This window comes from Seohaeicola sp. 4SK31, assembly GCF_028802875.1.
In the GTDB taxonomy this organism is placed as follows: domain Bacteria; phylum Pseudomonadota; class Alphaproteobacteria; order Rhodobacterales; family Rhodobacteraceae; genus Seohaeicola.
On the sequence record NZ_JARAMP010000005.1, the window covers coordinates 89,274 to 110,934 of the forward strand.

Genomic DNA, 21,661 nt, shown 5'->3' on the forward strand with positions numbered 1-21,661 from the left:
AGAGGAGCAAGAAAGAGGGAGGCCCGGATGAACAAAACGGGCTAGCCGCCAGTGTCCAAGGGTCATGACCGGGCGCACTGGCACGGGCGGCTATGCGATGCGGTGGCGCGGCGGGCCTTGTTTTCGCCCGGTGTGATTGCATCGGCTGTGGATGCCTCCGGCGGGGATATTTGGGGCAAAAAGAAGCAGGTCTTGCGGGGTGAAGGGCTGGGTGCGGGGAGCGGTCATCTGGGAGCGCCTGCGGGCCTCTGTCGCCGGGGTGACAGTTTGGCGGCCTGCGCCGCATGCTGCGTCTTGCGCCTGTCACCAAGCGGCGCTAGGGCCAAGGCATGAGCATTCCGATGACACCGACGCAGCACATGCGCGCGATTGCCGTGCTGGGGCTGCCCTTGATCCTGAGCCATGTGGCGCAATTCTCGATCTCGCTGACGGATGCGCTGATGCTGGGCTGGTATGATGTGACGGCGCTGGCCGCGCAGGTTCTGGCGGGGATGGTGTTTTTTGTGCTGTTCCTGTTCGGATCGGGCTTTGCCTGGGCGGTGATGCCGATGGTGGCCGAGGCGGAATCCGCAGGGCAAAGCCAGCAGGTGCGGCGCGTGACACGCATGGCCATGTGGCTGTCGATCCTGTTCGGGGCGGTGTCGATGCCCCTGATGATCTGGTCCGAGGCGCTGTTGCTGGCTTTGGGCCAGACCGAGGAGGTCGCGGGTGAGGCGAGCCGTTACCTGAACGTGGCGGGCTGGGGGATTTTTCCCGCGCTGCTGGTGATGGTGCTGAAATCCTATCTGGCGGCGCTGGAGCGCACGCAGGTCGTGCTGTGGGTGACGATCGGCGCGGTTCTGGTCAATGTCATCGTCAATTACGCGCTGATCTTCGGCAATTGGGGCGCGCCGGAGATGGGGATCGTGGGGGCGGCCTGGGCCTCGGTCTCGGTGCAGATCGTGTCGCTGCTGTTGCTGGCCATCTATGCCGCCGTCGTGACGCGGGAACATGCGCTGTTCATCCGCTTCTGGCGCCCCGATTGGGAAGCCTTCGGGCAGGTGTTCCGGCTGGGCTGGCCCATCGGGATCACCACGCTGGCCGAGGTGGGGCTGTTCGCGGCGGCCTCGGTCATGATGGGGTGGCTGGGCACGCTGCCGCTGGCGGCGCATGGGATCGCGTTGCAGGTGGCGTCACTGGTGTTCATGATCCATCTGGGGCTGGGCAATGTGGCGACGGTGCGGGCAGGGCGCGCGCTGGGCGTGCAGGACTGGGCCGGGCTGCGGTTGGGCGCGCAGGTGGTGGTGGCGCTGTCGCTGCTGCTGGCGGGGCTGACGGTTGTGTTTTTCCTGCTGATGCCCGAATTCCTGATGGGGCTGTTCCTGTCGCCGGACGAGCCGGACCGGGCGGGCGTGATCGCCATCGGTGTGGTGCTGCTGGCGGCGGCGGCGCTGTTCCAGCTGGCGGATGCGGCGCAGGTCATGGCCCTGAGCCTGCTGCGCGGGGTGCAGGATACGAAGGTGCCGATGATCATCGCCGCGCTGTCCTATTGGGCGCTGGGGATGCCTGTGGCCTATGTGCTGGGCTTTGTTCTGGGCTGGGGCGGCGTGGGGATCTGGCTGGGGCTGGCCGTGGGGCTGGCAGGCGCGGGCGTCTTCATGATGCTGCGCTTCTGGGGGGTGATCCTGCCGCGACTGACGGCGCAGCGCTGAGGCGCGCTTAGTCGCCCTTCATCAGGCGGTCGGCCTTCTTGCGCACCAGAACGGTGCGCAGGTCATGCATCGCCAGAAGCAGCGTATCCGTCACGGTGTCAAGCTGTTCATCCGTGGCGCGGGTCTGCGCCCATTGCGTCGTCAGGTTCATGTGATCGACGGCGCGCAGGATGTCATCCACGTCACGCGCCGCCAGAAGGGCGGTGCGCTGGGTCATCCAGTCGGTGATGGCGGCCATGTCCGCCTCGGTCAGGCGGCGGTCGCCATGGGGTTTCACCTCGCCATTGCGGATGTTGATGGTGGCGATCTGGTCCATCTCGATCCGCCGCTGGCGGTTCTCGGTGTCCACGCGGAACACCAGAGCACCGTTTTCCCGCACGCGGAAGTAATAGTCGGGAAGATCACCTGCCATGGGGGCTGCTCCTGTTCAGGTCAGTCCGGCGCAGAAGCGCTGGATGCGGGCACAGGCCTCGGTCAGGGCTGCGTCCGAGGTAGCGTAGCTGATGCGGAAGTTGGGTGAAAGACCGAAGGCGGCGCCGAAGACCACGGCGACGCCGGTGTCCTCCAGCAAGGCGCGGGCGAAGGTTTCGTCATCCGTGATGACGGTACCGCCCGGCGTGGTCTTGCCGATCAGCCCTTTGATCGAGGGGTAGACGTAGAAGGCGCCCTCAGGCGTGGGGCAGGTGACGCCGTCTATGGCGTTCAGCGCGGAGACGACCAGATCGCGCCTGCGGGCGAACATCACGTTATTGGGGGCGATGAAGTCATGGGGGCCGTTCAGAGCCTCGACTGCGGCCCATTGGCTGATGGTGCAGGGGTTCGAGGTGCTTTGCGACTGCACCTTGCGCATGGCGTCGATCAGCGGTTTCGGCCCCGCCGCATAACCGATGCGCCAGCCCGTCATGGCATAGGCTTTGGACACGCCATTCATCGTCAACGTGCGGTCATAGAGCGCAGGTTCCACCTGTGCGGGGGTGCAGAAGGTGAAATCGTCATAGGCGAGGTGTTCGTACATATCGTCGGTCAACACCCAGACATGCGGGTGACGCATCAGCACATCGGTGAGGGCTTTCAACTCGTCCCAGCTATAGCCCGCGCCTGTGGGGTTTGAGGGTGAGTTGAACAGGAACCATTTGGTCGCGGGCGTGATCGCGGCCTCCAGCTGGTCGGGCGTGATCTTGAAGGCGTTTTCCAGCGTGGCCTCGATGAACACCGGCGTGCCGCCCGCCAGCAGGACCATATCGGGATAGCTGACCCAATAGGGCGCGGGGATCACCACCTCATCGCCGGGATTGAGAGTGGCCATGAAAGCGTTGTAAAGCACCTGTTTGCCACCCGTGCCGACGCTGACTTGCGCGGGGGTATAGTCCAGCGCGTTGTCGCGTTTGAACTTGGCGCAGATCGCGGCTTTGAGTTCCGGGATACCATCAACGGCGGTGTAGCGGGTCTTGCCGGCGTTGATCGCGGCAATACCTGCGGCGCGAATATGGTCGGGCGTGTCGAAGTCAGGCTCGCCCGCGCCGAGGCTGATGATGTCGCGGCCCTGCGCGGCCAGTTCCATCGCCAGATTGCTGACCGCGATGGTCGGTGACGGTTTCACGCGGTCAAGCGTCTTGGACAGAAAGGACATGGGCGTGGGCCTCTGGTTTGAATTCGGCAGATCAATGTCTTAGGATGCACGGATAGGCCGATCAAGCAGGATCGGCGGATGGGAGTAAAATGGCAGCGGACCGCACCGAAATCGACGACATCAATGACGTGAGCGAGATGGCCGACAACTGGTACGGACCGGATACGGCCACTTTCGGGGACAGGGTCGCCGCCGCGCGCGAGGCGGCGGGCATGACCCAGAAGCAGATGGCGCGCCGTCTGGGGGTCAAGCATGGCACCGTGCGCGACTGGGAGGATGATCTGTCCGAGCCGCGCGCCAACAAGCTGTCGATGATGGCGGGGCTGCTGAATGTCTCGATCGTCTGGCTGCTGACAGGCGAGGGGGACGGTGTCGCCGCCCCGGTTGACGAAACCCCGATTTCGCCCGATATCAACGCCCTGCTGGTCGAGATCCGCGACCTCAAGACCCAGATCGGGGCCGCGGCCGACCGTCTGGGGCGGCTGGAGAAAAGCCTGCGGATGAAGTTGAAGGGCGAATGATATGCTGATCGAAGAAGCGCCGCAGGGCGAGTCCCGGGAGACACGGCTGCGGCGTCTGGCCATGCGCTCGATGCGGCGCGGGATAAAGGAGATGGACGTGATCCTGTCGCGCTATGCCGAGTTGCATCTGGCCGATCTGGATGAGGCGATGCTGGACAGCTATGACGCGCTGCTGCGCGAGAATGATCACGACCTCTATTACTGGACGAGCGGCGTGCAGGAACCGCCCGCGCATTTTGCGCCGCTGGTGGGGCAGATCCGCGCCATGCTGGCCGCGCAGGGGGGCGCCGTGCCGCGCTGAGCGGGGCGGGTCCACGGATAATCAATCGGATTTTAGGGATATCGGCCGGGGTTTAACCGGTTATTGGGATTTTTGCGTCATCTTCGCCCTCGGTATCAGAAAGCCGACGGAGACGCCCCATGACGATGCACAAGACCCTGACCACGGGTACGCGATCCGGCTTCATGGGCGGGTATCTGGATGCGTTGTCGCTGGTGGAACGGTTGCACCGCCTGTTGCTGGACGTGATCAAGGATGAATTCGAACGCGTCGGCATGCTGGAGGTGAATGCCGTGCAGGCGCTGCTGTTGTTCAACATCGGCGATAACGAGGTGACCGCGGGGGAATTGAAGACGCGCGGCTACTATCAGGGCAGCAATGTCAGCTACAATCTCAAGAAACTGGTGGAAATGGGGTTCATGCATCACCAGCGCTGCGAGATCGACCGCCGCTCGGTGCGGGTCAGGCTGACGCCGCGCGGCCGTGAGATCCGCGATGTGGTGGCGGGACTGTTCGCGCGCCATGCCCAAGGGCTTGAAAGCCGTGGCGTGCTGGGCCCTGACGGGATCGAGGAGATCACATCCGCCCTGCGCCGGGTCGAGCGTTACTGGGCGGATCAGATCCGCTATATCTATTGATGCATCGGGTTGCGGCCGTGGATGCCTCCGGCGGGGATATTTGTAGCAAGCAGAAGCCGGTGTTGCCCTGTGGCGGCGCTGGGCACGGGGCGCATCGGGCGCGGCGCCGGGTGTTCCGGGCAGGCATGCGGCACCGGTCACAGCCAAATGCGACGCGGCGCGGGTCAGGGGCGGTGGTGACCGATCCGGATTTCCAATTCGCGCAGCAGTTTGCGGCGCATCGCGCGTTGCACATCCTCGAAGCCTTCGGCCACTTCGACAAAGGCGGCAGGTCCACGGATCACGACTTCGCGGAAATAGGCGGCCAGACCGGCTTCGGCCCCCTCGGTCAGCCCGTGGTCCGTGGCCAGTTCCCGCACTTCGATGGCCAGCGCGTTCACCGTGATGGCGCTGTAGTCGAAGGTTGCATAGGCGACATCGGGGCCGAAACCGTCATTGTTCACCCCGTCGCCCGAGATGTCGAGGACACGGGCATCGCAGGCGGGACCCTGGCGGAACAGCTCATGGGCATATTCCAGCGCGTGACCGATGGCGGTGGAGAATTCGGCATAGCTGCGGCGACTGGTGGCGATCCGCTCTGCAGTGGCCAGAATCGTCGCCTCGTCCCGCAGCATGATCCAGGGCAGGACCATGTCCTGCTGGACCCGACCGCTCCATTCGAACATGGCCAGCGCCACGGGGCGGTCGGGTTGGCTGAGAATGGCATCGACCACATCGGGGGCGCGCAGGGCCTGTGCCAGACCGCCACGCTGCAGGGCATCCTCCAGCGGATCGACCGAGGAGGAGATGTCCATCGCCAGCACAAGGGCAAGGCGGCAGGCCTCCTGCGCCATGGCGGGGCCGGTCGCCACGGCCATCCCGGCCGCAGCGATGCAGGCCCGCAGGGCGGCCGCGCGCCGCACGCCCCGCAGCCCTTACCAGTGGCCGGTGTTGGGCATGCTGAGCCAGGGTTCTGCCGGGGTCAGGGCCTCGCCTTTCTGCAGCAGTTCGACCGAGACGTTGTCGGGGCTGCGCACAAAGGCCATGCGCCCGTCGCGCGGCGGCCGGTTGATGGTCACGCCATTGTCCATCAGGTGCTGGCACATGGCGTGAATGTCATCCACCTCATAGGCCAGATGGCCGAAATGGCGGCTGTCCGACGGCAGGCCGTCATCGCCGTCCCAGTTGTAGGTCAGCTCGACCGGGCATTCCTCCTGACCGGGAGGCGCCATGAAGACAAGGCTGAACCGCCCGGCCTCGCTGTCATAGTGGCGGGTCTTGACCAGACCCAGCAGTTCGAAGAAAGCTTGTGTCTTTTCAAGGTCTTTCACGCGCACCATTGTGTGCAGATAACGGATGGTCATGGGAGAGTCCTTTCTGTTCCGGTTCGGGTGGCACAGTCAGAATCGCGACCTGACGCCAAAGGAGACCGCGATTTCGCTTGCCTCGAAGCGGCTGACATTGGAGCGGGTTTTCTGTGCCCTGACAGTCATAGATGGCACAAATCCGGCATAGTCAAATGCTTCAAAAAGCATTTCGACGCTTCCGAAGACGGTTTCATCCAGCCGCCCGCCCGGAACGACGATGAAGCCGACGGCATAGTCGGGAAAGTCCGAGGTCGCCGCCCCCAGCGCAAAGGACAGCCGGGCCGGGCCGACGGGCGCGGCCATCGCGTATTGCAGATAGGCCGCGGTTCGGGTGTTGACGGCATTGCGGGAGTCGCTCTGGCTGTCGCGCCACGAGAGGGACAGGCTGATCCTGTCGCCATTGTCCAGACCATGCGCCAACGTCCCGCGCAGCGCGAGGCTTTCGATCGGTCGATTGGCGCTGGTCTCGAAGCTGCGCCGTTCGATCTCTGCGCCGACGGACAGGGTCGTGGCGGGGGTGAGGGACAGGCCGCCGGACAGGCCCAGCCGCCCAAAGCGCTGATAGGGGCTGCCGCCATACCAGCTGCGCCCTGCAACCAGATCGGCCGAGATCAGCCCCCTGCCGTCCATGCCACCGGGGCGGACCGCGTGCCGCAGCCCCGCCTCGACCGAGGAAAAGGCGAAATCCTCGTTCGAGACATCGGCCCCCGGAAAGCTGTTTGCCAGCGCGAGGGAGCTGTCATCCAGCCAGACGCGGGAAGAATAGAGCCGGGCGAGGGCCCGTGTTTCGCTGCTCTGCGTCCGGTGAAGCCGGTAGCCCAGTGCCAGATCCGCCGCGGCGGTGACACCGGACAGAGCCTGCGACAGCCCGTCGAAAATGCCGATCACCGGCACGCCTTCGATCAGCGCATAGGGGCTGTCGCTGCCGTTGTTCACATTCGACGAGGGGGCGAGCGAAAAGCTGAACCTGAGTTGCAGGGGGTCAAGGGCGCGGACGCGGCGGTAATCCTCTTCAATACGGGGCAGGAATGCGGGATCGGGGGCGTGGATCAGGGAGCGGCGCAGCCAGACCTGGGCTCGGGTGAAGCGCTGCTCCTCGACCGAGATGCGGGCAGCCAGTTGCGCGGCCTGAAACTTCTCGGGGGTGGTCTCGGCATGGCGATAGGCCAGCGCAGCGGCGCGGCGGGCCGCGGCCGGTCTGGCCTGCTGTCGAAAGGCCGAGGCGATCAGGTAATGGGCGAAGGCGTCATTGGGGTCCGCCTGAAGCAGGCCATAGCCGATCTGGAGGGCCAGTGTCGGGTTGCCCTGTTCAAGCGCCGCAACGCCGATGTTGCGGGCCTGATCGAGGGTCATGTTGATCTCGGCCTGCGGGGCGGTGGGGGCTTGCGCATAGGCCGCGCCCCCCCATGTCAGCGCGGCGCAACACAGGCCGATGAACCAGCTTGACCTGCGCTCAATTGACATCGGCGCAGAGCGTGGGATCGGAGCCTGCCACACCGCAGCGGCTGAGCACGAAAACGCCGATCTCGCGCTCGCCTTCGAGGTTTCGCAGATTGCCCTCGCCATCAAATTCGGTCAGGGAGACGACGCCGCCGACGGCGGCGGCATCCGTGCCGCCGAAGATGCCACCGTAGTCGCCGATATCGGGGCTGTCAGAGCCGCGATACTGGACCAGACCCCCGAAGAAGGTGCCATCCGGGGCGATGTCCGCGACACGCAGGATCACGTCCGGCAGGTCATTGGGCTGCGTGTTGGGCAGGGTCGCGCCATATTGTGCAAAGACACGGTCCGTGATGGCCCCGTTCACCGCGTTGTTGGCGAAATCCACGTTCAGGAAGATGGTGCCCGTGGTCTGGGCGCTTTGACTAGGGCGCAGCACATCGGATATGCCGGGATCCACTGGCGATAACTGGTCGCCGGGCGCATTGACGTTCGTCACACCCGTATAGGTGCCCGCATAGGAGACGAGGCCACCATCTGGTAGGGTGGACGGAGTCGTGAAAGTGGCGTTGCGTTCGTAGAACCCGCCGCTGAAATAGGTGTTGAACTGCCCGCCATCGGACACGACACCGGCCTGCACGGATTGCTGCGGATCGCTGCTGCGCGCGACCATGGCGGTATAGTGCCGGTCCAGCGGGTCGTCCTGCACGGTGAAGGCGATGTAGCCGGGTCGATCGAGATCGGGTGTCCTTTGGTAGGTCGCGTTGACGATACCGGAGTCCAGGGAATTGAGGCGCAGCACGAGGGTCCCGGCGGCGGCGTTATAGGTTGCGGCTTGCAGGTTCAGGGCCAGTGACGCGGGGATCGGGTTCTCGGCCGACGGCGGGGCGGGCGGAACCGGAATGTCCTCGCCGCTGTCCTCGTCCACGGGCGTGAAAGGGTTTCCACTACAGGCCGCCAACAGGCAAGCGGCCAGAAGGAAGGTCGGGAACTTGATCATGGAAATGGCCCTTTGAACGCGCGGAAATGTGGCGGCAGGGTTTCGTCTGGGCACCCGAAAGTCAATCGGGCACACTTCAAGGCAGAGTAAATTTCACCGGGTGTGGCCATTGGAACCGCCCCACTATTGTGGTTTCCGAGGGGGGCATCCTCAAGATATAGTGATGGCCGACTCATATCCGCAGACAAAGGAGCCCCCGACATGCCGCTTACACCAGACCAGCAGGCCGAGGTTGATGCACAGCGCGCGCAGACCGTGCCCACGCGGCGCGCGGTGTCGCCGGGGATGGAGGCGCATCTCTATACCGCGATCCCTGTGCTGGATCACGGCTTTGTCCGGGTGATCGACTATATGGGCGACGATGCGGCGATCTGTCAGGCCGCAAGGGTCAGCTATGGCCGCGGCACCAAATCGGTGCAGAATGACGAAGGGCTGATCCGTTATCTGATGCGGCACTGGCATTCGACCCCGTTCGAGATGTGCGAGGTCAAGCTGCACGTCAAGCTGCCCGTCTTCGTGGCGCGGCAGTGGATCCGGCACCGGACGGCGAACGTCAACGAATATTCAGCGCGCTATTCGATCCTTGACCGCGAATTCTATATCCCCGCGCCCGAACATCTGGCGGCGCAGTCCGTGGTCAACAATCAGGGGCGCGGTGCGGCGCTGGAGGGTGAGGAGGCGGCACGGGTGCTGGACATCCTCAAGACCGACGCGAACCGGGCCTATGATCATTACGAGCAGATGATTTCGCAGGACGGGCAGGCGGGTCTGGCGCGCGAGTTGGCGCGGATGAACCTGCCCGCGAATATCTATACCCAGTGGTATTGGAAGGTGGACCTGCACAACCTGCTGCATTTCCTGCGCCTGCGCGCCGATGCCCATGCGCAATACGAAATCCGCGTCTATGCCGATGCGATCTGCAAGGTCGTCGCCGATTGGGTGCCCTTTGCCTACAAGGCCTTCGAGGATTATCGCATGGGTGGCGCCACGATGAGCGCAACAGCCCTTGATTGTGTGCGGCGCATGTTGAAAGGTGAAGCGGTCACGCAGGAGACCTCGGGCATGAGCAAGGGGGAATGGCGGGAGTTCGTGGAGGTGATTGGTAATGGTTGAATTCAATCTTCCTGGTTCATCCTATGATGAATTGAAAAAAATTATAATGGGTTATGGTGACGTTTCTCAAAAAGCAAGTCTTTCCGAAGTAAGTAAATTAGCTGGTGTGCACGAAACGACAATTAGTAGATCGGCGAAGTTTCTTGTAGATGTTGGTTTGATTACTAACGGTGCTCAGAAATGTGCAACAGATTTGGGAAAACGGCTATCGCGGGCGCTTGATCATTCGGTGGATGATGACATCAAGGAATGTTGGGCTCTTGCAGTAGAGTCAAATGAAAAAGTTGCAAAATTAGTAACGACAATTAGAATAAAGGGTGGAATGCAGGAGCGAGCATTTTCAGATCATGTGCTATACGTCTCTGGCGCGAAATCTACTTCATCGAATAAAACCGGTGCGAGAACGGTCACTGATATTTTGTTAGTTGCTGGTCTAATCAACGAGATTGATGGGAAGTTGAATGTTTCTCGACCTACTAATGTTGCTCCCATCGAGTCGGGCGGTAGCAAACAGGAAGAGTCAACGTCTGCTCATGAGCGAAAACAGGTCGAACCTGATTTTGTCAAAGAACTACCTATTTCTGTTCAGCCTAAGTCACCACAGATAAACATAAACTTGCAGATTGTCCTTCCTGAGGCAAAGGATCCAGAGGTATATGAACGTATTTTTCGTGCTTTAAGAGATAATTTATTGGATTGATTCTTTGATGCAAGACGAGATAGAGATCTGGCTGAAACGGGTGGGTAGTGCCAGTAAAGAAGTTGATCGAATTTTGTCTGATTATGGGCGGCCTTCGCCGCGCCTAAATTATCTTCAAGAGTTGCAAGAGGAGTTGGTGAAGGCGCCAGTTGACGTGCAGCTTTATTTCCTAGAGTCGATTTCCTGCCTGAAGGTAGGCGTGATTAGACCCGCAATAGTTTCCTCTTGGTCGGGTTTCATATCTATTTTCTGTGAAAAGTTTTTAGTCGAGAAGGGAGATATTATTAGTCAAAAATATAACGCGTGGAGTACTGAAAGTTCAAGCCACCTGCTAGATTCTGCAATTGAACATCAAATTTTAGACGTTGCTGAAAAGATTAACTTCATCTCAAAATCCGACAAGAAAAGATATATAGGCTGGCATAGTCAGCGGAATGAATGTGCTCATCCAAGTATTTTTAGGCCAAGTTTAAATATTGGAATAGGATTCGTTGAGAGTATGATCCTTGAGTCAAAAAAGTTTTTGTGATCTCGGGTAGGTTCATGCCTCCCGCACCGCCTTGCCCTTGCAGGGCAACCACTGGCTGCATACGTCGAAAGGGTAACCCAGAAGGAGGTAACCGATGCAATTCTAGCTCAATACCGACCACAACATTCAGGGCGATGACCGACTGGCCGAGGTGGCCGAGGCCGTTGTGACCGGGGCTTTGGGGCATCTGACCGGGCGGCTGAGCCGGATCGAGGTGCATCTGGCGGATGCCAATGGAGCCAAAGGCGGGGCGGATGATATCCGCTGCACCGTCGAGGCGCGGCCCGAGGGGATGCAGCCGCAGACCGTGACCCATAACGACGCCGATGTGGACGCGGCGCTGCGCGGCGGGGCCAAGAAGATCCGCGCGCTGCTGGACTCGGAGTTCGGCAAGCTGGACAAACGGCGGTAGCCCGGGACCGGGGGGACGCGTCTGTCATCCAGAACGCGCGGCCGCCCGTATCCCCTTGAACCACGTGAAAGGCCGCCCCCCGTGCAACTGATCATTCTCTATGTCTCGACCGCCGCTGTTTTCCTGATCCTTGACGCGATCATGTTGAGCCGCGTGATGAAGCCCCTGTTCGAGACGCATCTGGGCGACCAGCTGGCCGCGCCGATCCGCTTTGCGCCTGCGGCGGTGTTCTATCTGTTCTATGTGGGGGGCTTGCTTTATTTCGTGTCGCTGCCCGCCCTGCGCGACGGGATCGCGGTGCAGGCGCTTTGGGGTGGGGCGCTGTTGGGGGCGATGGCCTATGGCACCTATGAGTTCACCAATTACGCCACATTGCGTGATTGGCACTGGCATATGGTTGCCGTGGACCTGACCTGGGGGGCTGTCCTGACGGGCGTGTCGGCCTGGGCGGGGGTGATGATCACCCGCGCCCTTACCTGATCAACGGAATGCCGGGACCCGGTCCGGTTACAGAAGCCTGAGATCGGCCGCCATCTGGCGTCCGTCCCGCCCCTCCTGCAACTCGTAGGACAGTTTCTGATTGTCGGCGAGGCCGGTCAGGCCGGACCGCTCGACCGCAGAAATATGGACGAAAACGTCCTTGCCGCCATCATCGGGGGCGATGAACCCGTAGCCTTTGGTCGTATTGAACCACTTCACGGTGCCGTTGGGCATGTCCCGTGTCTCCTTCACGTATCATCGTTACCACGCCTGTCTGAGGCGTGCTGCGCGGCGCGCATGATGAAAAGATTGCATGGGTTTTGTAAAAATCAAGAAAAAGACCCGTGAACTTACGGTGTTTTGACGGTATTCAGCCGCGGATGACCGATTGCGAGGCGATGATGACCCTTTACGGATTGAAAACCTGTGACACCTGCCGCAAGGCGATCAAGGCTCTGCCGGCGGCGGAGTTTGTGGATGTGCGCGCGGCGGGTGTGCCGGCCGATCTGCTGGCGCGGGCCCATGCGACCTTCGGGGACAGGTTGGTCAATACCGCCTCGACCACGTGGCGGGGCCTGTCCGAGGCAGAGCGGGCGCGCGATCCGCTGGCGCTTCTGGCCGATCATCCGGCGCTGATGAAGCGGCCGCTGATCGTGGCGGATGACGGCACGCTCTATCTGGGTTGGGGCAAGGATGTGCAGGCGTCTTTGCTTGCGTGAGGGCGGCGCGGTGCCTATCTGGAGTGGAACGGAGGGCGGATCATGCGCAACGCGGCCCTGATGCTGGGGATCATTGGCGGGCTTATGGCCATGCTGGTCGGTTTTTTCAGCTATGGTTATACCGAAGCCGTCGAGAGATATGGCGAGATCGAGGGGCTGTTTGAGCAGGTCGCCAATATGGAAGTGATCCGCGCGGCCAGTTTCCTGTCTCCGCTGCTGGCGATTGCCGGGGGGGCGATGGCCAAGGTACGCGCGCTGTGGGGCGGTGTCTTGCTGCTGCTGTCGGCGGGGGGGATGTATTACGCCTTTGGATTCAACGTGTTTACCATGTTCCCCATCGGGTTCTGTCTTGTCGGTGGTCTTCTGGCCTTGGCCGCCGGGAAACCCGACGAGCCGAAGGCGCATTTCTGATCAGCGCTTGAACAGGCGGTCCAGCGACAGCGGGCCTGCGCCCTTGATCACCAGAACCATCAGCACCAGAAGCCACAGCGCCCGCTGGTCCATGATCGGGCTGTCGGGTATGCGGTCGAACCAGGCGCCCAGCGTTTCGGGATGTGCCAGCGCGCCATGCCCCACAAGATCGGTCAAGGTCTGCACGAGGACGAAGCCGATCATGCCAAGCGCGGCAAGGCGGGTCATCAGACCCAGCAGGATCAGCAGGGGCAGGAGGAATTCGGCCCATGTTCCCGCCAGCACCACCAGTTTGTGCCACAGGCCGAACTGGCTGATGTCATAGCCGGCGGACTCCATCGCGCGGGGGAAGATCTGCGCATAGGCCCCGACCGAAGGCTGGAACAGGCCGAGAAGGCCCGGTCCCAGCTTGGTCAGACCCGAGGCCCAGAAATAGGCCAGAAGTACCCCGGCAAAGACCAGTCGGGCAAGGGTCGGCAATAGCCAGTCGGCGCGGTTCAGCGGCGCGATGGCGCGGTCATGCAGTCGGATCAGGGCAGTCGTCATCAGTCTCGCCTTTCGGGCTGAGCCGCGCCGGTGTGGCGCGTTGGGCGGTGGGGATGAGGCGCGCGGGGGCTGGCGTCAGCCCTGCCGCGCGCCGGTGATGGCGGCACCTGCGAGGAGCAGGCCAAGGATGGGGGCGGGATCGAAACTGTCGTTTCTGGCCATCCCGGCCTCATGCGCCGCGCCAAGGGTTGCACCCTCCCGCAGCGCCGCGACGAAAGCGGCACCGCCCTTGGGCATGGGATGGGCCACGGGATCGAAGTCGGGGCGGGTGATCAACACGTCCTGCGGCTGCGGTGGCGGCTTGGGGCTTCCGGGGATCATGGTATAGGTCCAGATCGCGTGCAGCGGCCAGGGCGAGGGGATCACCTCGATCGCCGGGGCGAGGGTGACGCTTGTGGCGGCCAGATCCTCGGGCGCGATGGCAGCCAGTGCGGCGGGATCGAGCGGCGTGCTGTCAGCCGCGTGATAGGATCGGCGCAGCGCCAGTTCCAGCCGCGCCACATCACCCAGATAGCCCAGATGCGCCAGTTGCGGCGTGGCTTCCAGAAAGGCGGGAAAGTCCTCGCCGTAATGCATCATCAGCCGTGACCGGGGCGGGTTGTCCTGCTGATAGGCGCGGGCGAGCCCGGTAAAATTCTGCGCGCCCAGCAGTTTGGACACGGCGGGAAAGCCCTGTTCCAGCGCGGCGATCAGCGAGGCGGTGACATTGTTGCGATAGACGTTGAAGCGGCGACCTGCGGGGCGGCCTGTGCCATCCTGCAATCCCTGCGGCACCGGGCGGTCCGGGTCCATGAGCGCGGGCAGGAAGTCATCGACAAGGCCGGTCATGACGCGGCCCGCAGCGCCGGGCGCAGTTTGGCGAGGGCCTCGGCGGCGCGCTGTGCCTCGGCGGCCAGAACGGGCCAGTCGGGCACGTCATTGTCCCATTCCACCAGCACCGGGCGCGGGCCGGAACGGGCCAGCACATGGTCGAGCAGGGTCCAGACCGGGTCGGCAATCGCGGCCCCGTGGCTGTCGATCAGCAGGGGCGCGCCGTGGTCATCTTCATCCGTATCATGGCCGCCCAGATGAATCTCGCCCACCGCGTCCAGCGGAAAGGCATCGACATAGGCGCGCGGATCGAAGCCCAGATTGGTGGCGGAGACAAAGACGTTGTTCACATCCAGAAGCAGGCCGCATCCGGTGCGGCGCGTCAGCTCGCGCAGGACATCGGGTTCCGCCCATGTGCTTTCGGCAAAGGCCAGATAGCTGGAGGGGTTTTCCAGCAGCATGCGCCGGCCCAGCGTGTCCTGCACCTGGTCGATATGATCGGCGAGGCGGGCGATGGTGGCATCAGTATAAGGCAGGGGCAGCAGGTCGTTCAGAAAGGCGCTGTCATGGCTGGACCATGCCAGATGTTCCGAAAAGCTGGCCGGTTGCAGCCAATCGCAGAGCTGTTTCAACCGGGCGAGGTGATCGCGGTCCAGCGGGCCTTCACCGCCGATGGACAGGCCCACGCCATGCACGGAAATGGGGAAGCGGTCAGCCAGATGGCGCAATTGCGCGAGAGGGCGGCCCCCGTCGCCCATGTAATTCTCGGCATGAATTTCCAGCCATTGCACCGGGCGCGCATCGGCGATGATGTCGCTGTAATGCTGCGGCTTGTAGCCGATGCCGGCTGCTGCGGGCAGGGTTGTGGTCTGTTGGGGGGCGGTGGTCATGGCAGATGCTCCGTGACAGGCAGGCGGGGCGGGCGCATGGGTGGCGGGATGGGCCGCAGGTCGGATCATGGGGGGTGGGGACAGGTGCGATGCACCTGCCCCCTGTGATGGATCATGCGGGCAGGTCGCGGTCCAGCGCTTCCAGCGAGCCTTTGCGCTCGGTCCCGTCGGCCATCGCGGGCAGTTCGATCTCGGTGCAGGTGCCGGCATCGACCAATGTCCATGCGTTGCCCTGATAGTCGACCTTGGAGGAGCCGGCGCAGGTGGTGCCGGGACCGGCGGCGCAGTCGTTCTGACCGGCGAGCGAGACGCCGAAGCATTTTTCCTTGGCCTGGGCCTGTGCCGGGGTTGAATGGGCGGCGAGGGCGGTGGCCATGGCCCCTGCAATGGCGAGGGATTTCATCATGGTGGACATTGGGTCTTCTCCCTTGAGGTTGATGTCGGTATCGCGGTCTTGGCGATAACATAGTGGTAGCTGGTGGCATCCGTCACGGGCCAGACACGAGAAAGTGTGTCACAGGCCCGTGAGAAAAACCCGCAAAACCTGACCCGGCGGGGTGTCAACCGGCGGAAAACAGCGCGCTCCGGTTGAGTGGAAACGCGCTATCGGTGTGTCGATTGTTACAGCAGATCGGGGGGCGTCGCCTCGGCTGCGAGGGTGGCCACAATCGCGTCAAGCGGTGTAACGGACGTCGAAGTCTCACCAAGTCGGCGGAGCGACACGGTGCCCTCTTCGACCTCTTTCATGCCGCAGGCGAGGATGACGGGGACCTTGCCCACGGAATGTTCGCGGATCTTGTAGTTGATCTTTTCATTCCTGAGATCCGCCTCGGCCCGGATGCCGCGGGCTTTCAGCGCATCCACCACCTTGAGGCAATAGTCATCCGCATCGGACACGATGGCGGCCACCACGACCTGACGCGGGGCCAGCCAGAAGGGCAGCTTGCCCGCGTGGGATTCGATCAGGATGCCGATGAACCGCTCGAAACTGCCCAAGACCGCGCGGTGCAGCATGACGGGGCGATGTTTCGCGCCGTCCTGGCCGATATAGGATGCGTCCAGCCGTTCGGGCAGGACGAAATCCACCTGATGCGTGCCGCATTGCCAATCGCGCCCGATGGCGTCGGTCAGTACGAATTCCAGTTTCGGCCCGTAGAAGGCGCCTTCGCCGGGGTTCACGGTCGGTTCAATGCCAGCCGCGCGGGTGGCGGACAGAAGGGCGGCTTCGGCCTTGTCCCAGATCTCGTCGCTGCCTGCGCGGACATCGGGGCGGGTGGAGAATTTCACCTTGAAGGATTCGAAGCCCAGATCGCGGTAGATCGCCGAGAGAAAGCCGATGAAGCGGGAGGTTTCCGCCTCGATCTGATCCTCGCGGCAGAAGATATGCGCGTCATCCTGCGTAAAGCCGCGCACGCGCATGATGCCATGCAGCGCGCCCGAGGGTTCATAGCGGTTGCACGATCCGAATTCGGCCATGCGCAAGGGCAGGTCGCGATAGGACTTCAGGCCCACGTTGAAGATCTGCACATGGCAGGGGCAGTTCATGGGCTTGAGCGCGTTGACGGTCTTTTCGCGGGCGTGTTCCTCATCGACTTCGACGATGAACATGTTTTCCTGATAGTTGGCCCAGTGGCCGGATTTTTCCCACAACACGCGGTTCACGACTTGGGGTGTGTTCACCTCGACATAGCCGCCCTTGCGCTGCTGGCGGCGCATGTAATCCTGCAATTCGGTATAGATCGTCCAGCCGTTCGGGTGCCAGAACACCTGACCGGGGGCTTCTTCCTGCATGTGGAAGAGGTCCATCTCGCGGCCCAGTTTGCGGTGGTCGCGTTTGGCGGCCTCTTCCAGCATCGTCAGATGGGCTTTCAACTCGTCCCGGTTCAGGAAGGCGGCACCATAGATGCGTTGCAGCATGGGGCGCGTGCTGTCGCCGCGCCAATAGGCCCCCGCGACGTTCATCAGCTTGAAAGCATCGGCGGGCACCTGCCCGGTGTTTTGCAGATGCGGACCACGGCAGAGGTCCTGCCAATGGCCGTGCCAATACATCCGCAAGGGTTCGTCGCCGGGGATGGAATGGATCAACTCGACCTTGTAGGGCTCGTTATTCGCCTCGTAATAGGCGATGGCGCGGGCGCGGTCCCAGACTTCGGTCGTGACGGGATCGCGCTTGGCGATGATCTCGCGCATCTTCTTTTCGATGACGGCAAGGTCTTCGGGCGTGAAGGGTTCGGCGCGGTCGAAATCGTAATACCAGCCGTTGTCGATCACCGGGCCGATGGTGACTTTCACCGCAGGCCAGATCTCCTGCACGGCGCGGGCCATGATATGGGCCAGATCATGCCGGACCAGTTCCAGCGCAGGCGCACGGTCGGCCATCGTGTTGATGGCAAGGCTCGCGTCCTGCGTGATGGGCCATTGCAGATCCCAATGCTTGCCGTCCAGCGTGGCGCTGATCGCCTTTTTGGCAAGAGATTTCGAGATGTCTGCGGCGACATCTGCGGCGGTCACGCCTGCGTCATAGCTGCGTGCATTGCCATCAGGGAATGTGAGAGAGATCTGTGCCATATCGGCCTCCTCGTCGGTTTGGCGCCCACGGAACGCCCGGTTGCGGGTTATATATTGTGCGGTGCCTATGTGACGGGCGGATGGTCCCAAGTCAAGCGGGGGCGATGCGGGGTTTTCCCCGCGCGCGGGCTGGGGCAAGATCAGGGTCTAGGCCGCGAATGACAAAGGGCAGGGCAGATGGTGGAGTATCTTGAGACGGAAGCCGGGCGGCGCATCGCCTATCAGCGGCAGGAGGGGCGCGGGCCGGGCGTGGTGTTTCTGGGCGGCTTCCGCTCGGACATGACGGGGACCAAGGCGCAGTTCCTTGAGGACTGGGCGCGAGCTGAGGGGCGGGCCTTTCTGCGGTTTGACTATTCCGGGCATGGGCAATCCTCCGGCGCGTTCGAGGAAGGGGCGATCGGTGATTGGGCGGCGGATGCGATGGCGGCGGTGGCGCGGCTGACGGCGGGGCCGCAGATATTGGTGGGATCGTCGATGGGCGGCTGGATTTCGCTGCTGCTGGCGCGGGACATGGCGCAGCGTGTTGCGGGGCTGGTGACCATCGCGGCGGCACCGGATTTCACCGAGGACAGCATGTGGGCCGGGTTCGACACCGATCAGCGCGCGGTGCTGGAGGAGGTGGGCCGGATCGCGCTGCCATCGGAATATGGCGAGCCTTTGGTGATCACCAAACGGCTGATCGCGGATGGCCGCAACCATCTGGTGCTGCGCGCGCCGTTGGATTTGCCGTTCCCGGTCAGAATGTTGCAGGGCACGGCGGATGCGGATGTGGACATGTCCGTGGCGCTGCGTCTGCTGGACCATGTGACCGGCCCGGATATCCGGCTGACGCTGGTCAAGAGCGCGGATCATCGGTTTTCGGAGCCCGCCTGTCTGGATCTGATCGCGGCGGCGATTGCCGATGTGACAGCGGCGGTGGCCTGAGATGGAGCAGCGCATCAGCCTTGTGACATTGGCCGTGGCAGACCCCGACCGCGCGGCGCGGTTCTATGAGGCGCTGGGCTGGACCCGTGTGGACAGCGAGCCGGGCATCCGGGTCTTTGATCTGCTGGGGCAATCGCTGGCGCTGTATCCGCGCGCCGATCTGGCCCGCGACATGGGTATATCCGAGACGGAACTGGGCACCGGGGCCATGACGCTGGCCTGCAATACCCGCACCCGCGCGGAGGTTGCGCAGGTCATGGCCGAGGCCGAGGCGGCGGGGGCGCGCATCCTGCGGCCTGCGCATGACGTGTTCTGGGGCGGGCATATCGGCTATTTCGCGGACCCGGACGGGCATGTCTGGGAGGTGGCGTTCAACCCGTTCTCGCCTTTGTCGGCGGCGGGGGCGTTCCGCTGGGCGGGCTTTGGCGACACGCCCGCCAATCCGGTTGACGATGGGGCCTGATCTGTCCACCTTGGCGGCGATGTCCGTCCCGATTGCAAGGCTGTGACCCCTGATGCCCGATCCTCTTGTCCTGTTGCCCGGCATGATGTGCGATGCCCGCCTGTTCGCCCCCCAGATCATCGACCTGTCGCGCGATCACGCGGTGATGGTCGCGCCGATCACACAGGGCGAGCGGATCGAGGAAATCGCATCAAGCCTGCTGGATGTGCTGCCCGCGAAATTCGCGCTGGCCGGGCTGTCGATGGGCGGGATCGTGGCGATGGAACTCTTGCGCCGCGCGCCAGAGCGGATCACGCGGCTGGCCCTGATGGATACGAATCCGCTGGCCGAGACGCCCCAGACCGCCGCCGCCTATGAGCCGTTGATCATCGGGGCGCGGGCGGGGCGGCTGGACGAGGTGCTGCGCGGCTTCATGAAGCCCGAATATCTGGCGCCGGGGCCGCAGCGTCTGGCTGTGTTGAACCAGGTGATCGAGATGGGGCGTGATCTTGGGCCGGAGGTCATGGTGCGGCAGGTGCGCGCGCTGCAACGGCGCCGGGATCAGCAGCCCACGCTCAGGCGCTGCAAGGTGCCGACGCTGATCCTCTGCGGGGCACATGACACGCTGACCCCGCTGAAGCGGCATGCCTTCATGGCGGACCTGATCCCCTATGCCCGGCTGGAAGTGATCGAGGAGGCGGGCCACCTGCCGACGCTGGAGGCCCCCGAGGCCACGACCGCCGCGCTGCGGGTCTGGCTGAAACAGCCTTTCGTGCTGCAATGAGCGGTTTACCGGAGCACGTGGCGGGCTATGGCGCGGTCACGGCCTTTGCCGAAGAAGCCGCCTGTCCCGATCTGCCGGTGATCCCCGAACGCGGCGTGGCCGGGACGGCGGAGAAGCGGCTGCCCGATCTGGCCGCAGCGCTTGCGGCGGTGGGGCTGCGCGACGGGATGACGGTGTCCTTTCATCACCACCTGCGCAATGGCGACGGGGTGCTGAACGCGGTGCTGGATGCCGTGGCTGCCGCCGGGATCGGGGGGCTGACGCTGGCCCCCAGTTCGATCTTTGCCACCCATGCGCCGCTGGTGGATCACATGGCGCGCGGGACCGTGACCGGGTTGCGCACCGCCTATATGGCCGGGCCGGTGGCGCAGGCGGTCAGCCGCGGGGCGCTGGCGCGGCCTGTGGTGCTGCATACCCATGGCGGGCGGGCGCGGGATATCGAGACGGGGCGGTTGACCATCGACGTCGCCTTCATCGCGGCGGCCATGGCGGACCGGGCGGGGAACCTGACCGGGGCGCAGGGGCCCTCGGCCTTTGGGCCCTTGGGCTATGGGCAGGTGGATGCGGCGCGGGCGCGTGTGACCGTGGCGGTGACCGATTGTCTGGTCGAGGAGTTGCCCTGCGCTGCGGATATCCCGGCGGCGCAGGTGGATCATCTGGTCGTTCTGGACCGTATCGGGGATGCGGCGCGGATCGTGTCGGGGACGACGCAGATCACGACCGATCCCATGGGGCTGCATATTGCGGCGATGGCGGCGGATCTGATCGCGGCCTCTGGCCTGATGCGCGACGGGATGAGTTTCCAGACCGGGGCGGGGGGCACGTCGCTGGCGGTGGCCGCGCGGTTGGGGCAGTTGATGACGCAGGCGGGCGTCATCGCGGGCTTTGCCAGCGGCGGCATCACCGCGCCCATCGTGGCGCTGCACCGTGCGGGACTGGTGCGGCGGCTGTGGAATGTCCAGAGCTTCGATCTGGATGCGGTGGCAAGTTATGCCGATGATCCGCTGCACAAGGGAATGAGCGCCAGTCGCTATGCCAACCCGGCCCGCGCGGACAGTATCGTCAATGCGCTGGATGTGATGATCCTTGGCGCGACCGAGGTCGGGGCGGATTTCGACGTGAACGTGACCACGGGCAGCGATGGCACGATCATGGGCGGCTCGGGCGGTCATGCGGATGCGGCGGCGGGGGCCAAGCTGGCGATTGTGGTGACCCCGCTGGCGACAAGCGGCTGGCCGCGTCTGGTCGAGCGTGTGACCTGCCGCACCACCCCCGGCGCGCATATCGACGCGGTGGTGACCGAGGCGGGGATTGCGATCAACCCGCGCCGTCCCGATTTGCTGGAGCGGGCGCGTCATGCGGGTCTGCCCGTGATGACGCTGGCCGAGATGCGCGCCATGTGCCCGCCGCCGCGCGCGGTGCTGCGGCCCGTGCCGGATGCGCCCGTGGTTGCGGTCTGTGAATATCGTGACGGGCGGGTGATCGATCTGGTCCGGCGGCAGCCGGTCTAGGTCATGGCACCGCGCAAACCCACCACGACCGAGAAGATCAGGCGGATGAACCAGAGGTTTCTGGTGCGGGTCCGGCGCAAGGTGCCGGCGGGGTTGCGGCTGGTGGCCGGGCTGTTGCTGATTCTGGGCGGTGTGCTGGGCTTTCTGCCGGTGCTGGGCTTCTGGATGATCCCGCTGGGACTGGGTGTCGCGGCGTTGGATGTGAAGCCGCTGATCGCGTGGGTGCGCGGGCGCAAGGACGGGCGCTGGAAGTAGGGGCAGCGAGACGCAAAAGGC

General features: G+C 63.6%; 28 protein-coding genes. 16 read left to right on the plus strand and 12 right to left on the minus strand.

The features are described 5' to 3' along the window. Positions 1 to 329: 329 nt before the first annotated feature. Positions 330 to 1,691: an MATE family efflux transporter gene (locus PVW27_RS05840; RefSeq protein WP_274555939.1), complete on the plus strand. Its 1,362-nt coding sequence runs from the start codon at positions 330 to 332 to the stop codon at positions 1,689 to 1,691. A gap of 7 nt (positions 1,692 to 1,698) precedes the next feature. On the opposite strand, the gene PVW27_RS05845 is transcribed toward PVW27_RS05840, so the two are convergent. Both PVW27_RS05845 and PVW27_RS05850 read right to left on the minus strand, forming a co-directional pair. Next, on the minus strand, positions 1,699 to 2,103 hold the full coding sequence (locus PVW27_RS05845) for a hypothetical protein (protein WP_274555941.1): 405 nt from the start codon (positions 2,101 to 2,103) through the stop codon (positions 1,699 to 1,701). A gap of 15 nt (positions 2,104 to 2,118) precedes the next feature. Further along, entirely contained in the window at positions 2,119 to 3,321 is a 1,203-nt protein-coding gene (locus PVW27_RS05850; RefSeq protein WP_274555943.1) for a pyridoxal phosphate-dependent aminotransferase, read from the minus strand. A gap of 89 nt (positions 3,322 to 3,410) precedes the next feature. On the opposite strand from PVW27_RS05850, the gene PVW27_RS05855 reads away from it, so the two are divergent. From PVW27_RS05855 to PVW27_RS05865, 3 genes are all read left to right on the plus strand, one after another. Next, positions 3,411 to 3,842, plus strand: coding sequence for a helix-turn-helix domain-containing protein (locus PVW27_RS05855; protein ID WP_274555945.1), 432 nt, complete (start codon positions 3,411 to 3,413; stop codon positions 3,840 to 3,842). 1 nt (position 3,843) lies between these two features. Continuing rightward, the gene (locus PVW27_RS05860; RefSeq protein WP_274555947.1) at positions 3,844 to 4,143 is read left to right on the plus strand and encodes a succinate dehydrogenase assembly factor 2; all 300 of its coding nucleotides are present in this window, start codon (positions 3,844 to 3,846) and stop codon (positions 4,141 to 4,143) included. 119 nt (positions 4,144 to 4,262) lie between these two features. Then, entirely contained in the window at positions 4,263 to 4,760 is a 498-nt protein-coding gene (locus tag PVW27_RS05865; protein WP_274555948.1) for a MarR family winged helix-turn-helix transcriptional regulator, read from the plus strand. Positions 4,761 to 4,924: 164 nt separating this feature from the next. Here the strand turns inward: PVW27_RS05865 and PVW27_RS05870 are convergent, their stop codons facing one another. From PVW27_RS05870 to PVW27_RS05885, 4 genes are read right to left on the minus strand one after another with little or no spacing between them, the layout of a single operon-like run. Continuing rightward, positions 4,925 to 5,662 carry a DUF1194 domain-containing protein gene (locus tag PVW27_RS05870; protein ID WP_274555950.1) on the minus strand — a complete coding sequence of 246 codons (738 nt, stop codon included), beginning with the start codon at positions 5,660 to 5,662 and terminating at the stop codon, positions 4,925 to 4,927. Between the two features lie 12 nt (positions 5,663 to 5,674). Next, a complete protein-coding gene (locus PVW27_RS05875; RefSeq protein ID WP_274555952.1) occupies positions 5,675 to 6,103 on the minus strand; it encodes a VOC family protein in 429 nt (142 codons plus the stop codon). 36 nt (positions 6,104 to 6,139) lie between these two features. After that, positions 6,140 to 7,570 (minus strand): surface lipoprotein assembly modifier, encoded by a 1,431-nt coding sequence (locus tag PVW27_RS05880; RefSeq protein WP_274555954.1) that lies wholly within the window; start codon positions 7,568 to 7,570, stop codon positions 6,140 to 6,142. Then, entirely contained in the window at positions 7,560 to 8,546 is a 987-nt protein-coding gene (locus tag PVW27_RS05885) for a thymidylate synthase (protein ID WP_274555955.1), read from the minus strand. Before PVW27_RS05885 ends, PVW27_RS05880 begins: the two co-directional genes overlap by 11 nt. A 201-nt stretch (positions 8,547 to 8,747) precedes the next feature. On the opposite strand from PVW27_RS05885, the gene thyX reads away from it, so the two are divergent. From thyX to PVW27_RS05910, 5 genes are all read left to right on the plus strand, one after another. Continuing rightward, on the plus strand, positions 8,748 to 9,659 hold the full coding sequence (gene thyX, locus PVW27_RS05890; protein ID WP_274555957.1) for an FAD-dependent thymidylate synthase: 912 nt from the start codon (positions 8,748 to 8,750) through the stop codon (positions 9,657 to 9,659). Further along, positions 9,652 to 10,359 carry a hypothetical protein gene (locus tag PVW27_RS05895; RefSeq protein WP_274555959.1) on the plus strand — a complete coding sequence of 236 codons (708 nt, stop codon included), beginning with the start codon at positions 9,652 to 9,654 and terminating at the stop codon, positions 10,357 to 10,359. Before thyX ends, PVW27_RS05895 begins: the two co-directional genes overlap by 8 nt. A gap of 7 nt (positions 10,360 to 10,366) precedes the next feature. Further along, the gene (locus PVW27_RS05900; protein WP_274555961.1) at positions 10,367 to 10,888 is read left to right on the plus strand and encodes a hypothetical protein; all 522 of its coding nucleotides are present in this window, start codon (positions 10,367 to 10,369) and stop codon (positions 10,886 to 10,888) included. Between the two features lie 151 nt (positions 10,889 to 11,039). Beyond that, on the plus strand, positions 11,040 to 11,300 hold the full coding sequence (locus PVW27_RS05905) for an HPF/RaiA family ribosome-associated protein (protein WP_274555962.1): 261 nt from the start codon (positions 11,040 to 11,042) through the stop codon (positions 11,298 to 11,300). 81 nt (positions 11,301 to 11,381) lie between these two features. Then, on the plus strand, positions 11,382 to 11,780 hold the full coding sequence (locus tag PVW27_RS05910; RefSeq protein WP_274555964.1) for a DUF2177 family protein: 399 nt from the start codon (positions 11,382 to 11,384) through the stop codon (positions 11,778 to 11,780). Positions 11,781 to 11,807: 27 nt separating this feature from the next. Here PVW27_RS05910 and PVW27_RS05915 read toward each other — a convergent pair whose 3' ends face one another. Continuing rightward, a complete protein-coding gene (locus PVW27_RS05915) occupies positions 11,808 to 12,014 on the minus strand; it encodes a cold-shock protein (protein WP_274555966.1) in 207 nt (68 codons plus the stop codon). Positions 12,015 to 12,181: 167 nt separating this feature from the next. Here PVW27_RS05915 and PVW27_RS05920 point away from each other — a divergent pair, with 167 nt between their 5' ends. Next, complete coding sequence (locus PVW27_RS05920) at positions 12,182 to 12,499, plus strand: arsenate reductase family protein (RefSeq protein ID WP_274556132.1); 318 nt, start codon at positions 12,182 to 12,184, stop codon at positions 12,497 to 12,499. 42 nt (positions 12,500 to 12,541) lie between these two features. Continuing rightward, entirely contained in the window at positions 12,542 to 12,910 is a 369-nt protein-coding gene (locus PVW27_RS05925) for a hypothetical protein (protein WP_274555968.1), read from the plus strand. On the opposite strand, the gene PVW27_RS05930 is transcribed toward PVW27_RS05925, so the two are convergent. From PVW27_RS05930 to thrS, 5 genes are all read right to left on the minus strand, one after another. Further along, positions 12,911 to 13,456, minus strand: a complete 546-nt coding sequence (locus PVW27_RS05930; protein ID WP_274555971.1) for a DoxX family membrane protein — start codon at positions 13,454 to 13,456, stop codon at positions 12,911 to 12,913. A gap of 75 nt (positions 13,457 to 13,531) precedes the next feature. Beyond that, positions 13,532 to 14,284: an HvfC/BufC N-terminal domain-containing protein gene (locus PVW27_RS05935; RefSeq protein WP_274555973.1), complete on the minus strand. Its 753-nt coding sequence runs from the start codon at positions 14,282 to 14,284 to the stop codon at positions 13,532 to 13,534. After that, positions 14,281 to 15,156, minus strand: coding sequence for an MNIO family bufferin maturase (gene bufB / locus PVW27_RS05940; RefSeq protein ID WP_274555975.1), 876 nt, complete (start codon positions 15,154 to 15,156; stop codon positions 14,281 to 14,283). The genes PVW27_RS05935 and bufB overlap by 4 nt, the downstream gene beginning before the upstream one ends. Before the next feature lie 112 nt (positions 15,157 to 15,268). Next, complete coding sequence (locus PVW27_RS05945) at positions 15,269 to 15,571, minus strand: BufA1 family periplasmic bufferin-type metallophore (protein ID WP_274555976.1); 303 nt, start codon at positions 15,569 to 15,571, stop codon at positions 15,269 to 15,271. 206 nt (positions 15,572 to 15,777) lie between these two features. Next, positions 15,778 to 17,724 carry a threonine--tRNA ligase gene (thrS, locus tag PVW27_RS05950; RefSeq protein ID WP_274555978.1) on the minus strand — a complete coding sequence of 649 codons (1,947 nt, stop codon included), beginning with the start codon at positions 17,722 to 17,724 and terminating at the stop codon, positions 15,778 to 15,780. Between the two features lie 177 nt (positions 17,725 to 17,901). Here thrS and PVW27_RS05955 point away from each other — a divergent pair, with 177 nt between their 5' ends. From PVW27_RS05955 to PVW27_RS05975, 5 genes are read left to right on the plus strand one after another with little or no spacing between them, the layout of a single operon-like run. Continuing rightward, positions 17,902 to 18,648: an alpha/beta hydrolase gene (locus tag PVW27_RS05955; RefSeq protein ID WP_274555981.1), complete on the plus strand. Its 747-nt coding sequence runs from the start codon at positions 17,902 to 17,904 to the stop codon at positions 18,646 to 18,648. A gap of 1 nt (position 18,649) precedes the next feature. After that, positions 18,650 to 19,111, plus strand: coding sequence for a VOC family protein (locus PVW27_RS05960; RefSeq protein WP_274555983.1), 462 nt, complete (start codon positions 18,650 to 18,652; stop codon positions 19,109 to 19,111). Between the two features lie 52 nt (positions 19,112 to 19,163). After that, positions 19,164 to 19,874, plus strand: a complete 711-nt coding sequence (locus tag PVW27_RS05965) for an alpha/beta fold hydrolase (protein WP_274555984.1) — start codon at positions 19,164 to 19,166, stop codon at positions 19,872 to 19,874. Further along, positions 19,871 to 21,385 carry a citrate lyase subunit alpha gene (locus tag PVW27_RS05970; RefSeq protein WP_274555985.1) on the plus strand — a complete coding sequence of 505 codons (1,515 nt, stop codon included), beginning with the start codon at positions 19,871 to 19,873 and terminating at the stop codon, positions 21,383 to 21,385. Before PVW27_RS05965 ends, PVW27_RS05970 begins: the two co-directional genes overlap by 4 nt. Positions 21,386 to 21,388: 3 nt before the next feature. After that, positions 21,389 to 21,640, plus strand: coding sequence for a hypothetical protein (locus tag PVW27_RS05975; RefSeq protein ID WP_274555986.1), 252 nt, complete (start codon positions 21,389 to 21,391; stop codon positions 21,638 to 21,640). Positions 21,641 to 21,661 lie beyond the last annotated feature (21 nt).

Bases quoted from the DNA above. Each gene is read 5' to 3' on its own strand.
- PVW27_RS05840 (WP_274555939.1), top strand. From the start codon at position 330: ATGAGCATTCCGATGACACCGACGCAGCACATGCGCGCGATTGCCGTG.
- PVW27_RS05845 (WP_274555941.1), bottom strand. From the start codon at position 2,103: ATGGCAGGTGATCTTCCCGACTATTACTTCCGCGTGCGGGAAAACGGT.
- PVW27_RS05850 (WP_274555943.1), bottom strand. From the start codon at position 3,321: ATGTCCTTTCTGTCCAAGACGCTTGACCGCGTGAAACCGTCACCGACC.
- PVW27_RS05855 (WP_274555945.1), top strand. From the start codon at position 3,411: ATGGCAGCGGACCGCACCGAAATCGACGACATCAATGACGTGAGCGAG.
- PVW27_RS05860 (WP_274555947.1), top strand. From the start codon at position 3,844: ATGCTGATCGAAGAAGCGCCGCAGGGCGAGTCCCGGGAGACACGGCTG.
- PVW27_RS05865 (WP_274555948.1), top strand. From the start codon at position 4,263: ATGACGATGCACAAGACCCTGACCACGGGTACGCGATCCGGCTTCATG.
- PVW27_RS05875 (WP_274555952.1), bottom strand. From the start codon at position 6,103: ATGACCATCCGTTATCTGCACACAATGGTGCGCGTGAAAGACCTTGAA.
- PVW27_RS05880 (WP_274555954.1), bottom strand. From the start codon at position 7,570: ATGTCAATTGAGCGCAGGTCAAGCTGGTTCATCGGCCTGTGTTGCGCC.
- PVW27_RS05885 (WP_274555955.1), bottom strand. From the start codon at position 8,546: ATGATCAAGTTCCCGACCTTCCTTCTGGCCGCTTGCCTGTTGGCGGCC.
- thyX (WP_274555957.1), top strand. From the start codon at position 8,748: ATGCCGCTTACACCAGACCAGCAGGCCGAGGTTGATGCACAGCGCGCG.
- PVW27_RS05895 (WP_274555959.1), top strand. From the start codon at position 9,652: ATGGTTGAATTCAATCTTCCTGGTTCATCCTATGATGAATTGAAAAAA.
- PVW27_RS05900 (WP_274555961.1), top strand. From the start codon at position 10,367: ATGCAAGACGAGATAGAGATCTGGCTGAAACGGGTGGGTAGTGCCAGT.
- PVW27_RS05915 (WP_274555966.1), bottom strand. From the start codon at position 12,014: ATGCCCAACGGCACCGTGAAGTGGTTCAATACGACCAAAGGCTACGGG.
- PVW27_RS05920 (WP_274556132.1), top strand. From the start codon at position 12,182: ATGACCCTTTACGGATTGAAAACCTGTGACACCTGCCGCAAGGCGATC.
- PVW27_RS05925 (WP_274555968.1), top strand. From the start codon at position 12,542: ATGCGCAACGCGGCCCTGATGCTGGGGATCATTGGCGGGCTTATGGCC.
- PVW27_RS05930 (WP_274555971.1), bottom strand. From the start codon at position 13,456: ATGACGACTGCCCTGATCCGACTGCATGACCGCGCCATCGCGCCGCTG.
- PVW27_RS05935 (WP_274555973.1), bottom strand. From the start codon at position 14,284: ATGACCGGCCTTGTCGATGACTTCCTGCCCGCGCTCATGGACCCGGAC.
- bufB (WP_274555975.1), bottom strand. From the start codon at position 15,156: ATGACCACCGCCCCCCAACAGACCACAACCCTGCCCGCAGCAGCCGGC.
- PVW27_RS05945 (WP_274555976.1), bottom strand. From the start codon at position 15,571: ATGTCCACCATGATGAAATCCCTCGCCATTGCAGGGGCCATGGCCACC.
- thrS (WP_274555978.1), bottom strand. From the start codon at position 17,724: ATGGCACAGATCTCTCTCACATTCCCTGATGGCAATGCACGCAGCTAT.
- PVW27_RS05955 (WP_274555981.1), top strand. From the start codon at position 17,902: ATGGTGGAGTATCTTGAGACGGAAGCCGGGCGGCGCATCGCCTATCAG.
- PVW27_RS05960 (WP_274555983.1), top strand. From the start codon at position 18,650: ATGGAGCAGCGCATCAGCCTTGTGACATTGGCCGTGGCAGACCCCGAC.
- PVW27_RS05965 (WP_274555984.1), top strand. From the start codon at position 19,164: ATGCCCGATCCTCTTGTCCTGTTGCCCGGCATGATGTGCGATGCCCGC.
- PVW27_RS05970 (WP_274555985.1), top strand. From the start codon at position 19,871: ATGAGCGGTTTACCGGAGCACGTGGCGGGCTATGGCGCGGTCACGGCC.
- PVW27_RS05975 (WP_274555986.1), top strand. From the start codon at position 21,389: ATGGCACCGCGCAAACCCACCACGACCGAGAAGATCAGGCGGATGAAC.